The organism is Hymenobacter convexus, assembly GCF_030580955.1.
Lineage (GTDB): Bacteria > Bacteroidota > Bacteroidia > Cytophagales > Hymenobacteraceae > Hymenobacter.
The window spans coordinates 52,487-70,694 of the sequence record NZ_JAUQON010000016.1 but is presented as its reverse complement, the minus strand read 5'-3'; the positions used below and the strand labels follow the sequence as shown (position 1 = coordinate 70,694).

Annotated in this window: 13 protein-coding genes; 11 read left to right on the top strand and 2 right to left on the bottom strand. The window is 61.4% G+C overall.

Annotation, left to right across the window (positions count from 1 at the left end; genetic code table 11):
• The first annotated feature begins 440 nt into the window (after positions 1 to 440).
• From Q4S41_RS23465 to Q4S41_RS23430, 8 genes are all read left to right on the top strand, one after another.
• Positions 441 to 836, top strand: coding sequence for an HYC_CC_PP family protein (locus Q4S41_RS23465; protein WP_305033567.1), 396 nt, complete (start codon positions 441 to 443; stop codon positions 834 to 836).
• Positions 837 to 993: 157 nt separating this feature from the next.
• Complete coding sequence (locus Q4S41_RS23460) at positions 994 to 2,346, top strand: efflux RND transporter permease subunit (RefSeq protein ID WP_198070566.1); 1,353 nt, start codon at positions 994 to 996, stop codon at positions 2,344 to 2,346.
• Positions 2,339 to 4,231 (top strand): efflux RND transporter permease subunit, encoded by a 1,893-nt coding sequence (locus Q4S41_RS23455; RefSeq protein WP_305033566.1) that lies wholly within the window; start codon positions 2,339 to 2,341, stop codon positions 4,229 to 4,231. The genes Q4S41_RS23460 and Q4S41_RS23455 overlap by 8 nt, the downstream gene beginning before the upstream one ends.
• Before the next feature lie 12 nt (positions 4,232 to 4,243).
• Positions 4,244 to 5,500 (top strand): TolC family protein, encoded by a 1,257-nt coding sequence (locus tag Q4S41_RS23450; RefSeq protein WP_305033565.1) that lies wholly within the window; start codon positions 4,244 to 4,246, stop codon positions 5,498 to 5,500.
• Complete coding sequence (locus Q4S41_RS23445; protein ID WP_305033564.1) at positions 5,478 to 6,881, top strand: efflux RND transporter periplasmic adaptor subunit; 1,404 nt, start codon at positions 5,478 to 5,480, stop codon at positions 6,879 to 6,881. Before Q4S41_RS23450 ends, Q4S41_RS23445 begins: the two co-directional genes overlap by 23 nt.
• On the top strand, positions 6,874 to 8,262 hold the full coding sequence (locus tag Q4S41_RS23440; protein WP_305033563.1) for an efflux RND transporter periplasmic adaptor subunit: 1,389 nt from the start codon (positions 6,874 to 6,876) through the stop codon (positions 8,260 to 8,262). The genes Q4S41_RS23445 and Q4S41_RS23440 overlap by 8 nt, the downstream gene beginning before the upstream one ends.
• 73 nt (positions 8,263 to 8,335) lie before the next feature.
• On the top strand, positions 8,336 to 8,590 hold the full coding sequence (locus Q4S41_RS23435) for a heavy metal-binding domain-containing protein (protein ID WP_305033562.1): 255 nt from the start codon (positions 8,336 to 8,338) through the stop codon (positions 8,588 to 8,590).
• A gap of 56 nt (positions 8,591 to 8,646) precedes the next feature.
• On the top strand, positions 8,647 to 8,976 hold the full coding sequence (locus Q4S41_RS23430) for a four-helix bundle copper-binding protein (protein ID WP_305033561.1): 330 nt from the start codon (positions 8,647 to 8,649) through the stop codon (positions 8,974 to 8,976).
• A 299-nt stretch (positions 8,977 to 9,275) separates the two neighbouring features.
• Here the strand turns inward: Q4S41_RS23430 and Q4S41_RS23425 are convergent, their stop codons facing one another.
• Entirely contained in the window at positions 9,276 to 11,351 is a 2,076-nt protein-coding gene (locus Q4S41_RS23425; protein WP_305033560.1) for a toprim domain-containing protein, read from the bottom strand.
• 103 nt (positions 11,352 to 11,454) lie between these two features.
• On the bottom strand, positions 11,455 to 13,665 hold the full coding sequence (locus Q4S41_RS23420; RefSeq protein WP_305033559.1) for a DUF3945 domain-containing protein: 2,211 nt from the start codon (positions 13,663 to 13,665) through the stop codon (positions 11,455 to 11,457).
• Positions 13,666 to 14,145: 480 nt separating this feature from the next.
• Between Q4S41_RS23420 and Q4S41_RS23415 the strand changes: the two genes are divergently transcribed.
• Genes Q4S41_RS23415 through qatC form a run of 3 tightly spaced genes read left to right on the top strand, consistent with a single transcriptional unit; the run spans position 14,146 to position 18,197 of the window.
• Complete coding sequence (locus Q4S41_RS23415; protein ID WP_305033558.1) at positions 14,146 to 16,053, top strand: KAP family P-loop NTPase fold protein; 1,908 nt, start codon at positions 14,146 to 14,148, stop codon at positions 16,051 to 16,053.
• Positions 16,054 to 16,056: 3 nt separating this feature from the next.
• Positions 16,057 to 16,863, top strand: a complete 807-nt coding sequence (locus tag Q4S41_RS23410) for a hypothetical protein (RefSeq protein ID WP_305033557.1) — start codon at positions 16,057 to 16,059, stop codon at positions 16,861 to 16,863.
• A 2-nt stretch (positions 16,864 to 16,865) separates the two neighbouring features.
• The gene (qatC, locus tag Q4S41_RS23405) at positions 16,866 to 18,197 is read left to right on the top strand and encodes a Qat anti-phage system QueC-like protein QatC (protein ID WP_305033556.1); all 1,332 of its coding nucleotides are present in this window, start codon (positions 16,866 to 16,868) and stop codon (positions 18,195 to 18,197) included.
• Positions 18,198 to 18,208 lie beyond the last annotated feature (11 nt).

Sequence of the window (18,208 nt, the reverse complement as noted above, 5' to 3'; positions counted from 1 at the left end):
CACGGCTCATCTGCTCCGGGTGAGCACTCTCTGCGGCCGTATTCATGAGTTTGTGCGTCTTATTCGGGTTGCTGTTCTGCTGTCTAGCCTGCTTTCGGGAAGGCGTCTGGAAAAAGTATACGCCGCAGGATGTTGCCCGCTGGCAGGCGGAAACGCCTGCTCATCCCCCTGTGCTGCCGGCCATCACCCGGCCCGCCAGCACTACGCGTGAAACGGGCATAGCCCCGGTCCGGCGGGTGAGCCAATCTAACGCCCCGGAATTGGCTTACGCTGAATCCGAAGTTGCCGCGTGAACCACCAACTATAACTTGCCGGCACTATTGGGCACTAGCCGAGGTGTTGCGAATGTTATACCTTTTGGCGCGAATGGTGTAAAACCTTCTGGTTAGCCACTGCCGTACTTTGCAAATCCCTTTGGCCCGTCTGGGCCCGTTCTCCACGTGAAGCGTTTCGTCAGCCTGTTTCTGCTCTTTAGCTACTTGCTGTCCAGCCCTGGGCTGGTCTACAGCATGCACTTCTGCGGGCAGGAGCTGACGGCGGTTTCAGTGGCCCAGGGCAGCGACACCCACTGCTGCTGCCAGGATACGGGCAAGCCGGCTTCGGGCTGCTGCCACGACCAGAAGGTGAGCAGCGCGCTCAAGGACGTCAAACTCTCGGCCGCCCACTTCCAGCTGCAGGCTCCTGACGCGGTGCCGGCCCCGGCCGTGCTGCGGCTGGTATGGCAGCTCGCGCAAGTAGCTTACCCGGCCGATGAGCCGGCCGCCAACTTGCTGGCCCACGCGGCCCCGCCGCCCGAATGCCCGGCCTACGTGCGCGGACATGCCTTTTTAGTCTAGCCTTTCGGGTTGCTTAGTTCCCCACGCCGGTTGGCGCTGGGGCTTTGGTGCGTCCAGCCCCCTGTGGCCGGCCGCCCCCGCGTTCGTGCCCTTGGGTCCATTGGTACCTGCCGGGGTTTTCGGCCTGCCGACGCTTCTCCTTTAGTGCTGTTTCTTGATGATAGAGCAACTCATTTCCTTTTCCCTGCGGAATCGGGTGCTGGTGCTGCTGGTCGCCGCCGGGCTCCTCGTGTGGGGCGCGTTTTCGGTGCGGGCCAGCAAGATTGACGCCATCCCCGACCTGTCCGAAAACCAAGTCATTGTCTTCACCGAATGGATGGGCCGCAGCCCGCAGATTATTGAAGACCAGGTGACCTACCCGCTGGTGACCAACCTGCAGGGGCTGGCCCAGGTGAAGGCCGTGCGCGCCGCCTCCATGTTCGGCATGAGCTTCGTGTACGTCATCTTCACCGACGACACCGACATCTACTGGGCCCGCGAACGGGTACTGGAGCGGCTTAACTACGCGCAACGCCTGCTGCCGGCCGGCATCACGCCCACCCTCGGGCCCGACGGCACCGGCGTGGGCCACGTGCTCTGGTACACGCTCAACGCCCCCAAGCTCGACCTGGGCGAGCAGCGCGCCCTGCAGGACTGGTACGTGAAGTTCGGCCTGCAAACCGTGCCTGGTGTGAGCGAAGTGGCCAGCTTCGGCGGCTTCCAGCCCGAGTACCAGGTGACGGTGGACCCCACCAGACTCACTTACTATAACGTGACGCTGCCGCAGGTGCTCGCCGCCGTGCGCAGCAACAACAACGAGGCCGGCGGCCGCAAGTTTGAGCAGGCCGGCATCGGCTACATCATCAAAACCAGCGGCTACATCCAAGACGTGGCCACGCTGGAAAACGTGCCGGTGCTCACCCGCCCCGGTGGGGTGCCGCTGCGCCTCAAGGACCTGGGCACGGTGCAGATGACCGGCGAAAGCCGCCTGGGCATCTTCGACCACAATGGCGAGGGCGAGGCGGTAGGCGGCATCGTGGTGATGCGTTACGGCGAGAACGCCGACGACGTGATAACCCGCGTGAAGGCCAAGATGACCGAAGTGGCCAAGGGACTGCCGGCGGGCGTGTCGTTCAACATCGTCTACGACCGCAGCGGGCTGATTGAGGAGTCGGTGGCCAACATTAAGCACACGCTGCTGGAGGAAATGGCCGTGGTGTCACTGGTGGTGCTGGTGTTCCTCTTCCACTGGCGCAGCGCCCTGAGCATCCTGCTGCAAATCCCGATTACTATCGCTGCGAGCTTCATTCTGCTCAACGCCTTCGGTATTTCCTCCAATATCATGTCCCTCACCGGCATTGCCCTGGCCATCGGCGTCATCGTCGACAACGGCATTGTGATGGCGGAGAATGCCTACCGCAACCTGGCCCTGCACCAGGCGGCGGAAGAAGCGGCAGCTGGTGGGCTACCCGGTGCGCCATCCGTGCCTGCCCCTTCCCTTTCCACTCCTAAACCCGTCCGCCATGACTAACGACGAGCGCCTCGCCATCATCGAGAAGTCCAGCCAGCAGGTTTCGCGGGGCATCTTTTTCTCCACCATCATCATCGTGGCTTCCTTCCTGCCGGTGTTCCTGCTCACCGGGCAGGAGGGTAAGCTGTTCCACCCGCTGGCCTACACGAAGACCTTTATCCTGCTCATCGACGCCGTGCTGGCCGTGACGCTGGCCCCGGTGCTGCTGTCCTTTTTTATGAAGGGCAAATTCAAGACCGAGGACCAAAACCCCATCAACCGGGGCCTGGAGCGGGTATACGCCCCGCTCATCAACTGGTGCCTGACCTGGCGCAAAACCACTATCGCCATCAACCTGGCGCTCCTGGCCATCAGCATCCCGCTGCTACTGAGCCTGGGCACCGAGTTCATGCCCCCGCTCGACGAGGGCTCGATTCTGTTCATGCCCATCACGCAGCCCGACGTGTCCAACACGGAGGTCAAGCGCATCCTGCAGGTGCAGGACAAGATTATCAAGCAGGTGCCCGAAGTGGCCGGGGTGCTCGGCAAGGCCGGCCGGGCCAGCACGGCCACCGACAATGCCCCGCTGAGCATGATAGAAACCATCATCCAGCTCAAGCCCCGCAGCGAGTGGCGGCCCGGCATGACCAAAGCTAAACTCATTGCCGAGCTGAATGAAAAGCTGCAGATTCCCGGCGTGGTGAACGGCTGGACCCAGCCCATCATCAACCGCATTAACATGCTGAGCACCGGGGTGCGCACCGATGTGGGCGTAAAAGTCTACGGGCAGCAGCTCGATACCATTGAACGGGTATCGCAACGAGTAAGGGCCGCGCTCACCGGCGTGCCCGGCGTGCAGGACCTCTACGTGGACCCCATCACCGGCGGCAAGTACCTACAAATTGACATTGACCGCCCGCAGCTGGCCCGCTACGGCCTGAGCGTAGACCAAGTCAACGAAGTGGTGGAAACAGCCATCGGCGGGGCGCCCGTGGCCACCACCGTGGAAGGGCGTCGGCGCTTCAGCATCAGCGTGCGCCTGGCCGAGGACTTCCGCAACAGCGTGGCCGCCCTGGACCGCATCCCGATTCAAACCACGGCCTACGGGCCGGTACCGCTCTCCGCGGTGGCGCGGCTGCGCTTTGTCAACGGCCCGCCCATGATTAACTCCGAGAACGCGCAGCTGCGCGGGGCAGTACTCTTCAACGTGCGCGACCGGGACCTGGGCGGCACGGTGAAAGAGGCCATGCAGCGGGTGCAGAGCCTGCAGGGCAAGCTGCCGGCCGGCTACTACCTGGAGTGGAGCGGGCAGTACGAGAACCTGATAAGCTCGCAGCGAACACTGCTCTTTATCCTACCCATCGTGCTTTTGGTGATATTCGGCTGCCTGTACTTCGCCTTTCACTCGGTGCGGGAGGCGCTACTGAGTCTGGTCACCATTCCCTTCGCCCTGATTGGCGGGGCCTACATGGTGTATTTCTACGGCGTACACCTCTCGGTGGCCGTGGCCGTGGGCTTCATTGCCCTGTTCGGGCTGGCCGTGGAAACGGGCGTCATCATGGTCATCTACCTCAACGACGCCATGCAGCAGCTGGTGGCCGCCAAGGGCAATTCCAGCGAGACGATTACCAAGCAGGACCTGCGGGATGCCGTGTTTCACGGGGCGGCCAAGCGTTTGCGGCCTAAGCTGATGACCGTTTCGGTGGCCCTGTTCGGACTGGTGCCGGTGCTGTGGGCCACGGGCACGGGCTCGGATGTGATGCTGCCCATCGTGCTGCCCATGATTGGTGGGGTGTTCACCTCCTCAACCCACATTCTGCTGGTCACGCCCCTGATTTTTCTGATGACCAAGGAGTACGAGCTGCGCAAGTTCGGCAAGCTGGACGTGCTGGACGTGAAGCATTAAGCCATGAGAATCATGAAGAAAGCAATAAACCTATTCTGGTTCCTCGCCCTGCTCACGTTGGCTACACGGCCCATTCAAGCGCAGCAGGTGCTGCCGCTGGACTCGGTGCTGCGGGCCGTGGAGGGCCGCAATCCGGCGTTGCGCCAGTACGGCTACCGCGCCCAGGCCAAGCAGGCCGCCGTGGCGGGGGCCCGCAGCTGGGAAGCGCCCAAGGTGAGCGCCGGCTACTGGATGACGCCCTACAATCAGCGGCCAATCAAGGAGATGAACAACGGCCAGGGCGAGGGCATGCAAATGGTGTCCGTGGAGCAGATGCTGCCCAACCCCGCTAAGCAGCGCGCCAAGCGCGAGTACCTGGCCGGCCAGGCCGCCGTGGACCAGGCCGACCAGACGGCCATGTTCAACCAGCTACGGGCCCAGGCCCGCAGCCTCTACTACGGCCGCGTCCTGCTGGAAAAGAAGCTCGGCGTCCTCGACCAAAGCATCGGCCTGCTGGAGTTCCTGCTCAAAATTGCGCAAGCCCGCTACCCCTACAACCAAAGCACGCTCGCCAGCATCTACCAGGCCCAGGCGCGGGTGGCCATGCACGGCAACGACCACCAGCAGCTCTACGGGCAGCTGCGCCAGAGCACCATTGCCCTCAACACCCTGATGGCCCGCGACCCGGAGGGCGAGTTTGCCGTGGACACCCTACTGCCCACCGCGTTTGCCGGACCCTACCCGGACACGGCCGCGCTGGCCCGCCGGCGCAGCGACGTGCGCAGCCTCGACCGCTCGCTGGCCGTGGTTCGGCTCAACCAGAACGTGGAAGCCAACCGCCGCCGGCCCGACTTTGGGGTGCGCTACGACCACATGAACGGCCTCGGCGTCACGCCCAACCAGTTCACCGTAATGGGCATGGTGTCCATCCCCATTGCCCCGTGGGCGTCCCGCGAGTACAAGGCCAACACCGCCGCTCTGGGCTACGAGGCGCAGGCCGTGCAGCAGCAGCGGGCCAGCCTGCTCACCGAAGCCGCCGGCCGCATCACCACCCTGCAATCGGACTTGCGCACCAAGCGCCAGCAGGTCGAAAACTTTGAGAAGGGCATCCTGCCCGCCCTGCGCAAGAACTACCAGGTCACGCTGCTGGCCTACCAGCAGAATACGGCCCAGCTGCCGGCCGTGGTCGAAGCCCTCGAAACCTGGCTGCAGGCCCGCCTGCAGTACCTCGACACCCAAACCGAACTCCTAAACTTACACGTGCGCTATGACCAGGAACTGGAGCAATAAGTGGCGCTACGCGACGTGGTGCGTGCTGCTGCTTACGCTGCTGGCCGGCTGCAAGGGCAAGTCACATGGCCCGGCCGCGCAAGCCCCCGCGCAACCCGTGTCCACGGCTGCCGCTCAACTGTACACCTGCCCGATGCATCCGCAAATCGTGCGCGACGCCCCTGGCCAATGTCCTATCTGCGGCATGGACCTGGTGCCCAAGGCCAGCGGGGATAACCAGGTCGCCGCCGATACGGCCGGCGCGGGTTTAACCCATTTGGTTACCTCGCCCAACGGGTCCGTGGTGTCGGGCATTGCCACGGTGCGACCTACCTCCGGGGCTGCAGCCGACACCCTCACCCTGCCCGGCGTGGTTGACTACGACCCGCGCCGGAGCCGGGCGGTGGCCGCCCGCGTAAGTGGCCGCATCGAGCGGCTGCGGGTCCGCTTCAACTATCAGCCCGTGCGCCGCGGCCAGACCCTGCTGGAGCTCTACAGCCCCGAGCTGGTGACGGCCGAGCAGGAGTACATCTTCCTGCTCGGTAATGACGCCGACAACCCGGTTTTGGTCAACGGTGCCCGGCAAAAGCTGCGGCTGCTGGGCCTGAGCGAAAGTCAATTGCGCGCCCTTGCCCGCACCCGCCGCCCCGACTACCGGGTAGCCGTGTTCAGCCCTTACGACGGGTACGTAGTGGAAAACACGGTGGCGGCATCATTCGCAACGCCGTCCCCATCCGGCATGGCCGAAGCCAGTGCCTCAGCGGAAGGTGGTGACATGAGCAGCGCATCAGCGATGGGTTCAGGAGCCGAATCAGCAACTGCAACTGCTCCAACTGCTGCCCCCACCACCGGGCTAAAGCTACAGGAAGGCGGCTACGTGAGCACCGGGCAAACCCTGTTTCAGGTGATGAACACCGCACAGGTGTGGGGCCTGTTTCAGCCCGGCCCCGGCGAAGTCGCGCAGCTGCGCCCCGGCCAGATGGTGCGGGTGCTTGTGGATGGCGACCCAACTCATCCCCTCACCGCCCGCGTGGAACTCGTCGAGCCCACCTACCGGGCCGGAGCCAGCACGCCGGCCGTACGCGTGTCCCTGCCTAATGCTCAGGGACTGCTGCGGCGCGGCACCCGACTCACGGCCCACGTAATCAGCTCGGCGAATGAGGGCTGGTGGCTGCCCCGCGCGGCCGTCGTGGACCTGGGCACCCGGCAGGTAGCCTTTGTGCGGCGCGGCCGCACCTTCGTGCCTATCACGGTGCAGGTGGGCCAGCGCACGGCCGCGCAAGTACTGGTACGGCAGGGCCTGACCGGCACGGAAGATGTGGCTGCCAATGGCCAATACTTGGTCGACAGCGAAAGCTTCCTGCAAACCTCGTCCACCACAAATTCCACTCTCCATGACTAAGCCACACCCATTTGCGCGTTGGGCCGGCCGCTGGCTGCTGGTGCTATTGGTAGCAATGAGCAGCGCGGCTTGCCAGAAAACCAAGCCCGCCAGCCCGGGGGCAGTGGGTGAGAAAGTATATTACACCTGCTCCATGCACCCACAAGTCCACGCGGAAGCCCCCGGCCCGTGTCCTATCTGCGGCATGGCCCTGATTGCAATAAAGTCGGCCCCGGCAGCCAGAAAGCCCGCCGCCAGCGCCGCCGTGTACACCTGCCCGATGCACCCGCAGGTACACCAAGCCAAACCCGGCCTCTGTCCCATCTGCGGCATGGACCTGGTGAAGCAGGCCGCTCAACCGACCCCTGCGGGCAGCGCGTCGGCTAGCAGCGCGGACCTGACGCTGACCGCGCAACAGGTCTTATTGGGCAACATCCACGCGCAGGTCATCGGCACCCACCCTGCGGAAAGCCCCGCACCCACCGTGCTAACCGGCACCATCACCGCCGATGCTTTGCAAACTGAGAGCGTGAGCAGCCGGGTGACCGGGCGCATTGAACACTTGTACGTGCGCCAGACCGGACAGCTGTTGCATCGGGGCGCGCCCCTGTTTTCCGTATACAGCGAACAGCTGCAGGCCCTGCAGCAGGAATACCTGCTGGCCCGAGCCCAAAGCCGCGAGCAGGGCGGGGCTTATCATCAATTTGCCGAGGCCGCGGGCCAGAAGCTACGGCTGCTAGGTATGACAACTGGCCAACTGCAGCAACTGGCCGCCCGGGGCCGGCCCAACCCGGTAGTCACGTATTTCAGCCCGACCACCGGCACCGTGCAAACCCTCGACGTGGTGCAGGGCCAGTACGTGACCGAGGGCAGCCCGCTGGTCACGCTCACCAACCTGTCCACCGTCTGGGTCGAAGCACAACTCTATCCACGGGACGTGGCCCGGCTGCCGTTGGGCAAGGCCGTCAGGGTGCAGGTGGCCGGGGAGTCCGGCTCGTTTCGGGGCAACGTCGTCTTTCTCAGCCCCGAGCTTAACGGTGGCAGCCAGGTTACGCTCGCCCGCATTCAGCTGGCCAACCCCAACGGCCGCCTGCTGCCGGGGGCGCAGGCCAACGTGCTGCTCGATGCCCCAACGACGGCAGCCACCGCCCAAACCATGCTGCGCGTGCCCGTGGAAGCCCTGATTCGGGATGGGCAGGCCAGCTACCTCTGGACGCAGACCGGCGAGCGGCAGTACCGCCGCGTGCGGGTGAGCACGGGCGAGGGCTCGGCCAGCAGTGTACCCATCACAACGGGTCTGCGGGCTGGAGAAAAGGTTGTGGTGTCCGGGGCCTACCTGCTGCAAAGCGAGTACTCCCTGCGCCAGGGCGCCACCGACAGCATGAACGGCATGAGTATGTAGGCTTCCAATCCAAACAGTAATCCGTTGGGGGCCGCGGTCCGGCACCTGTTTTCAATCACCCCATTTTAATCCCATGAAAAAGCTTCTGTTTCTAGGCCTTGTGCTCACCAGCTTCGCCGTCACCACGGCCTGCTCCGATAATAAGGGCAGCGCCGAAACCGCCACATCGGCCACTTCCACCGTCGCCTCGGATAGCACGGCCAAACCGGCTGGTAACCCCGGGCCGGGCGTGGCCGCCGAAACCTATACCTGCACCATGCACCCGGAGGTCATCGCCAACGAGCCCGGCAAGTGCCCCAAGTGCGGCATGGACCTGGTAAAAAAATAAAGACCCGGTCCACGCACTTTTTCATTTCATTTTTTACGCTCTTATTCTCCCAACCCATGAACAATCAACATCAGAATCTGCTCGACGCCCTCACTGCCTGCGTGGCCGCCTGCGAGTGGTGTGCCACCGCCTGCTTGCAGGAGCCCGACGTAAAAATGATGGTGCCCTGCATCAGCCTCGACCGCGACTGCGCCGACATCTGCGCCCTCACTGCCCGCTTGGTTGCCCGCGGCTCCGTTCACGGCCAGCACCTGCTGCGCGAGTGCGCCGAAGTCTGCAAGGCCTGCGGCGATGAGTGCGAAAAGCACGGAGCCCACATGCAGCACTGCCAGGAATGCGCCGCCGCCTGCCGTCGTTGCGAGGAGGCTTGCCGCGCCGCTTTGTAATAATCGGCCCTTAACTGACAGTGAAAAGGAGTGCCCGAACAAGTCTTGGGCACTCCTCATTTTCTTCTGCCCAGTTGCTCCGTCGTGGCGGGTTATTGCCCCCAACCTTTCCCACAGCTACTTGCGACGTCGTTGCGGGCGGTGGGGTAATACAGGTAGTGTCAGCGGCACCACCCTTAGCTACTGGCCCTACTTCTACCACCGGTCACGGAGGGGACTATCTTGCCGGGTATAAAAAAATACGCCCCGTTATGGAGCGGCTAACTACGGGAAAGCCCGCATTGCCAGCGTTGCCGGGCTTACAAGCGGGGACCAGGTCGGGGCTTTTGCAGCACTTGCTGCGTCTGGACAGGCTGCTCCAATTGCTGCACGGCTTGGCGGAGCTGCTGCACGGCGGGATTATCCTTCAACGTGTCAAGCTTATCGACCACGGCCAGCACCTTCTCCACGTTTTCCCGGTTCAGGCCTTCCAGCGCCGGCTTGGTCAGAAGCTGCCGGCTGACCTCCTGCAAACGGGCCGCGTTCAGTGTGGCAGCGCTCTCACGCAGCTCCCGGGCCACCAGGCCCGCCGCTTCGATAAACGATTGCCGGGCCTGGTCGTGGGCGGGCGAGTCACTGGGCACCAGCTTGGGCCGGGCCTGCCGCAGCTGCTCCTGCGCGGCGGCAAGCTGCCGGCGCTCCATTGCATCCGGCAGCGGCTCAATCACAGTGGCCCTGGGGTTTAGCCGCAATGCATCCAGCGCGTCGCTGATGGCCAGCAGCTGCGGCGAATCCAGCCGGTAGCGCAGGGTAAGCTCCGTGGCAATTTCCCGGGGCGCATTGGTTTCCAGCTTAACGGCGTGGTCAATGGTGAGCCCGACCCTTTCGAGGTTCTCCCGCAGGGCGGGCAGCAGCGCGATGGCATCGCGGCTTTCCCGAAACTCGACTACAAGCAGCCGCTCACCCTGGTTGCGGGCTAGGACTTGGGCCTCATGCTGCTGCGTGATTTTGCCCTGGCCTTCGATGGGTGGGTTGTCCCAGTGCTGCTGGCCGAAGCCATACTGGTCCTCGTCAATGTCATCCAGCTCGCGCTGCACCACCCGCTGCAACTGGTCGTGCTTGAGGTCCTGGTTCCAATCCTTGCCCTGGCTTTTCACAATCTCCACCCGGTGCTCAAAGCCCAACGTCTGGCTGGCTGCCTCATTAAAGGCCCCCAGCGCCTCCCGGCTCATCGGCACGTGAAACTGGTAGGTGTGGGCCCCCAGCTTGTTGGAGTGAATCAGCTCGTCGCGCAGGGTCTGGCTACTGGCCGGATTGCCCGGCTCCCCGTTTTCCTGGGCGTACTGCCGGGTAGCCTGGTCGTTGTAGCTTTTGAGGTGCTGGCTGAGCGCCTGCACGCCGGCCGGGTGGACGGCGGTGATTTCGACGGTCAGCAGGTGCTCGTGCTCCCGGACTACTTTCATCGGGTTTTGCTCGCTGGCCAGGCCCGCCAGCAGCCGGGTATCGAAGTGGTGGCCCTGCGTATCGTTGTCAAAAGCGGCCCGAATGACCGGAATGCCTTCCTCGCTGAGCAGCCGCTTCAGCTCGAAAATCTTGTTCTGGGTGAGTGTGCCGGCCGTCGAGGCATATAGGGCGCTTTCACCGGGATGCAGCTGCGCGTAGGACAGCGTATCGAGGGCCGATTCACTTACGACCAGCACCGCCGCCGGCCGGCCCTCGGGCAGCCTGCTCAGCCATAGCGAGCGGGTGAACTGGCTTTCGGGAGCCTGCCCTTTGAAGCCTTCCCCTTTCAGCTCCAGTCCCACTACGCGCCCCTCGTGGTAGGCAGGAAAGGCCGTATTGACGTAGGTCTTGGCCGGTAGTCCCTCCTTCTGCACCGTGTAGAGCTGGTTGAGGATGCGGCCTGCAAATTGCGGGTTGGCAATCGTGCTTTTGGTAATACCGCGCCCTTCCAGGTAGGCCGTGTTTTCGAGCGGCCGGCAGTGCTGGGTGTAGATGCTATGGAATTTCTCCCCCGGCGCGGTTTCCACGATGGGTGGCAGGTCGAGCCGGGGGCGCTGCTCCTCGGGCAGGCTGAGGTAGGCGCGGAAGTGGTCGTTGACTGACTGCCAGAGGTTGCGGCCCGGCAGCGGGCCAAGGCCGACGATGCGGTCGGAGCTGACCCGGTTCTTCATCCAGTCGATGACGCTGCCCTTGTCGCGGTCATCCTGGGTGTTGAAATACATCCAGTCGCCGCCCCGGCCCTTGAAGACCACCAGCGTATCATCGCCCTCAAAAACGCGCCATTTGCCTTTGCCCAAATGCTCGCCTTTTTTGAGGTTGTAGCCGAAGTGGCTTAGCAGCTCGGGCAGCTCAACCTGCTCCTTAATCTTCTGGAAGGTGAGTTCATGTTCCATGGTAATGCGGATTAATTCGAAGGATGGAAGGCAGAAAAAAGAAGCCCGGAAGCGGGCTTCCGGGCTTTTGGAGTGAGGAAAAGTGGGTTTGGACCGGGCCGACCTAGTGGCGGGGGCCCCGGGTTTTCACCTGGGGCGCTTCGGTTTTGACCGGGGCCGGAGCCACGGTCTGGGTGGTGGCCTTCACCGTCTGCTCGGCTTTCAGCGCTTGGCGCTGGGCCAGCTCGTGGGCGGCGGGTATTACCTCGATGCAGGCCTTGGCGGCATTCACCTGCACGGTGCCGTCGAACTTCTGCCCGCCGCTGCCGCTGGCCATGTTGGCCAGCGCTACTACTTTGCCCTCGCGCAGGTCGTGGCTTTGCTCGGGGGTGAGCTTAACGCCGGCCACGGTGTCGTGCAGGGTCACTTTGCTTTCGGGCAGCACTACGACCTTGTTCATGGCCTTATCCACGGCTACGTAACCATTGAACTCGCGGCCCTGCTCATCCTTAAGGCCGCGAACCAGGCCGGCGTTGCCTTCAGTTTCGAGGCGCTGGCGCTGCTCGGGCGTGAACGGCTGGCCGCCAATCTCGTTGGGAATAACGAGCTTTTCCTGGGGCAATTCCATTTTGAGCGTAGCCGTGCCGTCGGCCTCGCGGTGGAGCACCATCTTCCCCTCGAACTTCACGGGCTCCTGGCCTTCCTTGCCCGCTACCTGCATGGGCAAAAGGTCCGTTTTCTCGCCATTAAGCAACTTTTGCAGCTGCCCGCTGTCGGCTAAATCCGCCGTATTCAGGCCGAGGGAAGCCAGCACCTTTTGCGGCACTTCATCGGCTTTGAATAACGCAGGCTCCGACGACTGGGCGACGGTCTGACGGGTGGCATTGCCAATGACGGGTTCCGCCGCCACGCTGAGCGGCTTTTCACTCTGCGCTGGCGGGCCGGGCGAAAGCTCCGGCTGGGCCGCCCCGGCGTGCCGGGTCAGGCGGGCCTGCAAATCCTGGCGGGTTTTCTCGTAGTCGACTTCCAGATTCTGCCGGGTCTTTGGGCCGCCGTTCAGGTGGGCGTAGAAGTTTTTCAGAAACGCCGATGCGGGGTTGCCGCTCGTGTCGATGTCAAAGATGCTCTTGCCGTCACGGATGACCTGCTCAGTTGTTTTGCCCTGCTGCTGGGCCAGCTGCTGCACCCGCTGCCCGGCCGCCGCCTGCTGCACCTGCTCCGGGGCGGTGAGGGCGTGCTTGGGCACGGCCGAGAGCTGGGCGCTGAGCGCATCCCACTGCTTCACGCCGAAGGCTTCGCGCACCTGCTTGCTGCGCTGCGGCTCGTAGTCATCATCGTAGCCCGCTTCCTGCCGCCGGGCTGCCGCCTGCTCGGGCTTCTCCATGACGGCCACGCCATTCCCCACTTGCCGAAACCCCTGCAGGGCCGCTTCGAGCTGGCCCAGCTTGTGCGACTCGGGGTCGTAGCTCACCGCGAAGCCGCCGCTGAGCTTGCCCGCCGGGTCGCGCTCCAGCTGCAAAGCGCCCACCGCCACGCCGGCTTCCTTTAGTTGGTCGAGGTAGGCGCGCATTTCCAGCAGCGGGGCCACCTCTTCGCCTTTCTGCTGCCAGGTAATGCGCAGCTCTCCGACCGGCTCCGCAGTGGCCGCAGCATCCGGGACGGGTGTAGAAACCAGGGACGGCTGCTCGCTGCCTGGCCCCTCCCCTACCGGTTGTCGCCGCTCCGGTGCTGCGACATCTTCTGCTACTTCTGCCCGGGCCTCGTCTCGTAACGCATCCGCGTAGGTGGCCCGGCTTTCGTCCGGTCCTTGCTGCGCGCCGTTGGCCACCCCTTCCAGTTCCGCTTCTGCCTCGGCACGAACTGCCCCCCTAGTGGTGGCTACCTCGCCAGCCAGTTCCTCGGCCCGCGTCGTCAATTCAGCTTGCTGGGCTGATTGTGGGGTTGCCTGGCCAAATACCTGCAACCGCTGCTCGGGTTCGGTTGCGCTGTAGCCCACGCGGCCCTGCTCGGTGATTTTCCAGTTATCGCCCACCTTTTCCAGCAGCGTGGGCTTTTCCACCGTGAGAAACTTATCCTCCCGGCCGGGGAGGCGGTTGGTGGTAAAGGCCCGCATCAGGGCGTGGTCAAAGGCATTCAGCAGTCGGCCATCCGCGCCGGGGGCCGGCAGCAGCGCCGCCTGGTTGGGGTTGGCGGGATTAATCTGAATCTCATAGAGGGAGTGCCCGGCGGGCTGCCGCTGCAGGCTCTGCCCGCTGAGGTTGCCGTTGGAGGTCGGCACCGCACTCAGGTACCAGCGCTCCGGCGTGGGGGTATTCACTTCATCTTGCTCAGCCATAGGAGAAATGGGTAGGTGAATAAAAGCTGTCCTTCCGGCCGGCGCAGGCGCGACCGGCCCGGAATTCGACCCTGCAAACCTACCGGCCCCCATCAGGCCCTGGGAAGAAAGTTGACGAGTGGCCGGAATTGGACCGTGAGGTGCAAACTCAGCACACGAATGGTATATGACAAGAGCGTTAAAACCGAGGCGGAAATTGTCCTCACGAGCGGGTAAGAACCGGCACACTATTAAGCGCAGAAGTCCCTGCTATTTGACAAATTGTTGCTGAACAACAAGTAATAAACCTCAGTGTGAGTAAGGGCACTAATTGTTGATAGTCTTACAATTACGGCTTAGTCACTTCTCGACTGTTACTGAATCGAAGATTGGACGCCAGCCTGAACGGTAAAAATGAATTAGCTTCCCATCAGCATCCTTAAGCTCGGCCTCATACATTGAGCTTTTGGTGATTATAAGCCGCTTTAAAACCTTGCGTAGATGTGGGCTGATAACGAAACCACCACTGACTTACTAGGCTTCTCAATTCACACCGACTTGGTTCGTTCCGTTATTTTGGAGCCTGGGCTGCTGCCTGTCACGATTGGGGTGTACGGCGACTGGGGAGGCGGAAAAACCAGCGTGCTCAAGATGCTCCAACGGGACTTAAATCCGGAGGAACATGCGGAAGGTTCTCCTGAACATACTAGCCTCCAGCGCGTTGCTTGCCTGTACTTCAATGGCTGGCTATTTGAGGGATACGACGATGCCAAGTCTGCACTTCTCAGCTCTATTTTGGTGGAGCTAGGTGAGCACAAACGCTTCGGCCCTAAGATTCGCGATAAGGCGTTGCAACTCATCAAATCGGTTAATTGGATGCGCGTCGCGCGTCTCGGCCTGAAAGAAGTTGCCTTACCGGCCCTGTTGGCTACAGCTACTGGTGGTGCCAGCTTATTGCCTTCTGTGGTAGCCAATCTAGCTGGCTTCGTTGGCCTGGGCAATAAAGAAAAACCCAAAGAGGAGGGTGCTACTCTGGAATGGGACGACCTATTTGGTGAAAAAGCGAAAGCAGAAGGCAGTGCCGACGTCCGCACATTCCGGGAGGATTTTGCCAAGTTGATTGCGGATAGCGACATTGATACGCTCGTCATTCTTATTGACGACCTAGACCGTTGCTCTCCCCAGCGCATTGTCGATAATTTGGAGGCCATCAAGCTATTTCTGAGCGTTGACAAAACCGCTTTTGTAATCGGGGCCGACCCGCGGATTGTGCGACACGCCGTCCGCACCGTCTACGGGCAGGCAGCTGGTAGCTCCGAGCTTGAAGGCTATGCCGACCTGGTGACAGAATACCTGGAAAAAGTAATTCAGGTACCCTACTACTTGCCGTGGTTGTCGCCCTCCGAAGTAGAAACCTACATCTCGCTGCTATTTTGTCAGCAGCACCTTCAGCCAGCCCAGTACACGGATGTATGCACCGTCTTCACACAGCACAGGGCACAGGACCGATACAGTGTTTTTGGACTTGCTGCTATCAAACAGGTCATCAACCCACTGCCTCAACCCTTGGCAGAGAGCTTGGCCTTTACCAGCGAGGCCAGTGCGCTACTCACAGAGGGGCTAAAGGGCAACCCCAGGCAAGTAAAGCGCTTCTTGAATGCCCTGATGCTGCGCCAGAAACTGGCTGCCGTAGCGCAGATGAATCACCTAAAGGATGAAGTGCTGGTCAAATTAATGCTTCTGGAATACGCTCATCCTAAGCAATATAAGGAGCTGTACGAATGGCAGTCGCAGCACAAAGGACAGCCGCCACAACTTCAAAAGCTGGAAACTTTGGAAGTGCCTGCCGGGGAAGACGCTGATGCACTGGTACGCCCGATAGCAGAAACCTGGACCGGGACCCGACTCCGGCGCTGGGTAACCATGGAGCCCCGCTTAGCAGATATAGACCTGCGGGACTACTATTGGATTTCCCGTGACCGGTTGTCTTCTACCTTCAGCGGGGTGGCCATGATTCCGCCCCTGGTACGGCGGCTTTTTGCATCGATGGCCAAACAGGATACTGCTTTGAATGAAAAGCTGCTTCCCGAAGCACGACAGCTGACGGATGTTGAGCGCGGGGCACTATTTGATTTGTTCAGTTCGCATTTGCGACAGCAACCGGGCGATTTGAAGGTGTTCGATGCGTTGGTACTTTTAACGCAGCATCGTTTACCCGACGCAGCTACCACTCTTAAGGAAGCTATCGAGGTAGCTGGCAGCAAAAACGTGCCGGCCTCGGTTGGTGTCCGGCTGCGTAGCATAATTCAGGCTGGGGGTGAAGAAGCGGAAGTACTGCGTTCAACTGTTGAAAAGCTACAAGCTTCTGATTCACGAGCAGGCCGGGCTTCGCGGCCTAAAAACCAATAAACCATGGGTACTTCTACCGATTATAAATCACCCAGCGGCACGAACTGGCGTGGTCATAAGTCCCGCGTCACACACGCTGCTTCCTCCGGCACGAACGACAGCAAAAAGCTGGAAAAGGTAGTTGGCAGCTTTTTGTCAGCGGCTGGCGCACCAGCAACCGGCACTGGGGGAACAGGCACTGGTAGTGGCTCGGGTGGTGGCGGTGGCAGTGGTGGCCGCGGTGGCGGCGGGAGGAGTGGCGGCGGCTCACGGGGCGGTGTTGGTGGACGGGCCGGGCGAAGCGCAGCCCGACGTTTAGGCAGTTTTGCCTACACACTAGGAAGCCAGGGGCTTGCTCCCGCTCTACAGGAATTAGGGCTAGGCAACTTAATAGGTAGCAACGCTGAATCAATCCAAGATGCACTGGTTGATGTGCTTTGTGAAGATGGCGGCCTGCTGGACGAGGGCGATGCTCGGGCGGCTATGGACGATTCCCTTGTTGAATTACTTGACGGCGCTCAAAATTATCAAGATGTAGAAACTGCCCTGACCGATAGTCTGAGTGCCGCAAATTTGCGAGAGGTACTGTACCGGTTTTTTGGCAACTATATCTATCGGCAGTTGCTGCGGCATCATTATGAGCGTTTGCTACGCGCCCAAGGCCAGCAATCAACCGAGGACTTTTTTCAGGAAGTGAAGTCAACCATCCGTAGCTCTATTGACGAGTTCACGACTCAGAATCCGGCACCGGTGTTGAATTGGAGTACTCACGACGTGGAAGGGTTCATCACGCAAGTGCAAGAGGATATTTTCGACATCTTTCAGGCATAGTAATGGGATTTACTTTAACTATCACCGAGCCCACCTCTCCCGGACAATTTGCTCAGATTCGGCTGACGGATGGTACTAAATCGGCCGCACTGAAGTTTGAGCAAGCATCTGACCTGCTGCGTATGTATCGGGTTGACACGCCAACGAGCGAATTGGTACTCGATGTTTTATTGCTCGGTATCACTGCCTTTGGCCTTGACCGCTTTGTGCCCCGCAGCACGGCGGAAGACGCTTGGACACGGGAGTTGCAACTCACGCTACCCGTTTCCGATGTGGCTCTCTGGGAGCAAGTGCGCGAAGGCGCTGAACGCTGTCTGACGTTTATTTCCGGTGATGCGTGGCAGCTAGAATTTGTGCCTCGCACAGAAAAACTCGTATTGCCGGCCGTACCATCCAATTTTCCGGTGGCACAGGTTGTCTCGCTCTACTCTGGGGGCCTGGATTCCTTCATTGGAGCTATTAATTATTTAGAGGCAAACCCAACGCACGCCATGATTCTCGTTGGGCACCGCGACTATCGGGGCGTGCGGGGCGTACTTTCCGACCAAACCGAAACATACGATGAGCTGAGCCGGGCCTACCCCGACCGAGCCTACCTCAGGCAGGCGGTCATCGGGTGCGTGCCAGCAACGGAAAACACGTTGCGCAGCCGCTCTTTCCTGTTTCTCTGCATGGGTTTGCTCGCGGCCCACGGCTCCGGTGATAACACAGTGCTTATGATACCGGAGAATGGCAATATCGCCCTTAACTCACCACTAACTCCTTCCCGCACCGGTAGTTGCAGTACCCGAACTGTGCATCCCCACTTCCTCACGTATTTTCGGCGGCTGCTCGCCGGATTAGGTATTCAGAACCCCGTAGAAAATCCACTAGGGCTTAGCACCAAAGGGGAATGTGTTCGTGATTGCCTCAACCAAACGCTACTACGCCGCGCGCATGGTGCCACCAATTCCTGCGCTAAGCGCAGCCACCGCAGCACTTGGCTCGATAAGCACGCTTCGCACTGTGGCCGATGCATGCCTTGCATTTATCGTCGAGCATCACTCCACACAATTGGGGCCGATACGGCGGCTTACGGTCGAGATATTTGCATTGGCGAAGTCGACCCCCAAGCCACGCTGATTTATACCAACGACTTTCGGGCCTGTCTCTCCTTGTTGCGCTCAAATCCTAGTCAACGGGAAATCGCGCGTGCGCTCCTGACCAGTGGTCACCTGGAGCTGAGTGACCTGGCTGCGTATGCAGCCGTCTTTCGGCGGGCACTGGCCGAAGTACGCAGCCTGCTCGTCGCCAAAGGAACACCCGCAATCAAAAGCGCGGCGGGCATTCCATAAAGTTGCTTCTC

Bases quoted from the DNA above. Each gene is read 5' to 3' on its own strand.
- qatC (WP_305033556.1), top strand. From the start codon at position 16,866: ATGGGATTTACTTTAACTATCACCGAGCCCACCTCTCCCGGACAATTT.
- Q4S41_RS23430 (WP_305033561.1), top strand. From the start codon at position 8,647: ATGAACAATCAACATCAGAATCTGCTCGACGCCCTCACTGCCTGCGTG.
- Q4S41_RS23435 (WP_305033562.1), top strand. From the start codon at position 8,336: ATGAAAAAGCTTCTGTTTCTAGGCCTTGTGCTCACCAGCTTCGCCGTC.
- Q4S41_RS23445 (WP_305033564.1), top strand. From the start codon at position 5,478: ATGACCAGGAACTGGAGCAATAAGTGGCGCTACGCGACGTGGTGCGTG.
- Q4S41_RS23415 (WP_305033558.1), top strand. From the start codon at position 14,146: ATGTGGGCTGATAACGAAACCACCACTGACTTACTAGGCTTCTCAATT.
- Q4S41_RS23455 (WP_305033566.1), top strand. From the start codon at position 2,339: ATGACTAACGACGAGCGCCTCGCCATCATCGAGAAGTCCAGCCAGCAG.
- Q4S41_RS23440 (WP_305033563.1), top strand. From the start codon at position 6,874: ATGACTAAGCCACACCCATTTGCGCGTTGGGCCGGCCGCTGGCTGCTG.
- Q4S41_RS23420 (WP_305033559.1), bottom strand. From the start codon at position 13,665: ATGGCTGAGCAAGATGAAGTGAATACCCCCACGCCGGAGCGCTGGTAC.
- Q4S41_RS23425 (WP_305033560.1), bottom strand. From the start codon at position 11,351: ATGGAACATGAACTCACCTTCCAGAAGATTAAGGAGCAGGTTGAGCTG.
- Q4S41_RS23460 (WP_198070566.1), top strand. From the start codon at position 994: ATGATAGAGCAACTCATTTCCTTTTCCCTGCGGAATCGGGTGCTGGTG.
- Q4S41_RS23450 (WP_305033565.1), top strand. From the start codon at position 4,244: ATGAAGAAAGCAATAAACCTATTCTGGTTCCTCGCCCTGCTCACGTTG.
- Q4S41_RS23410 (WP_305033557.1), top strand. From the start codon at position 16,057: ATGGGTACTTCTACCGATTATAAATCACCCAGCGGCACGAACTGGCGT.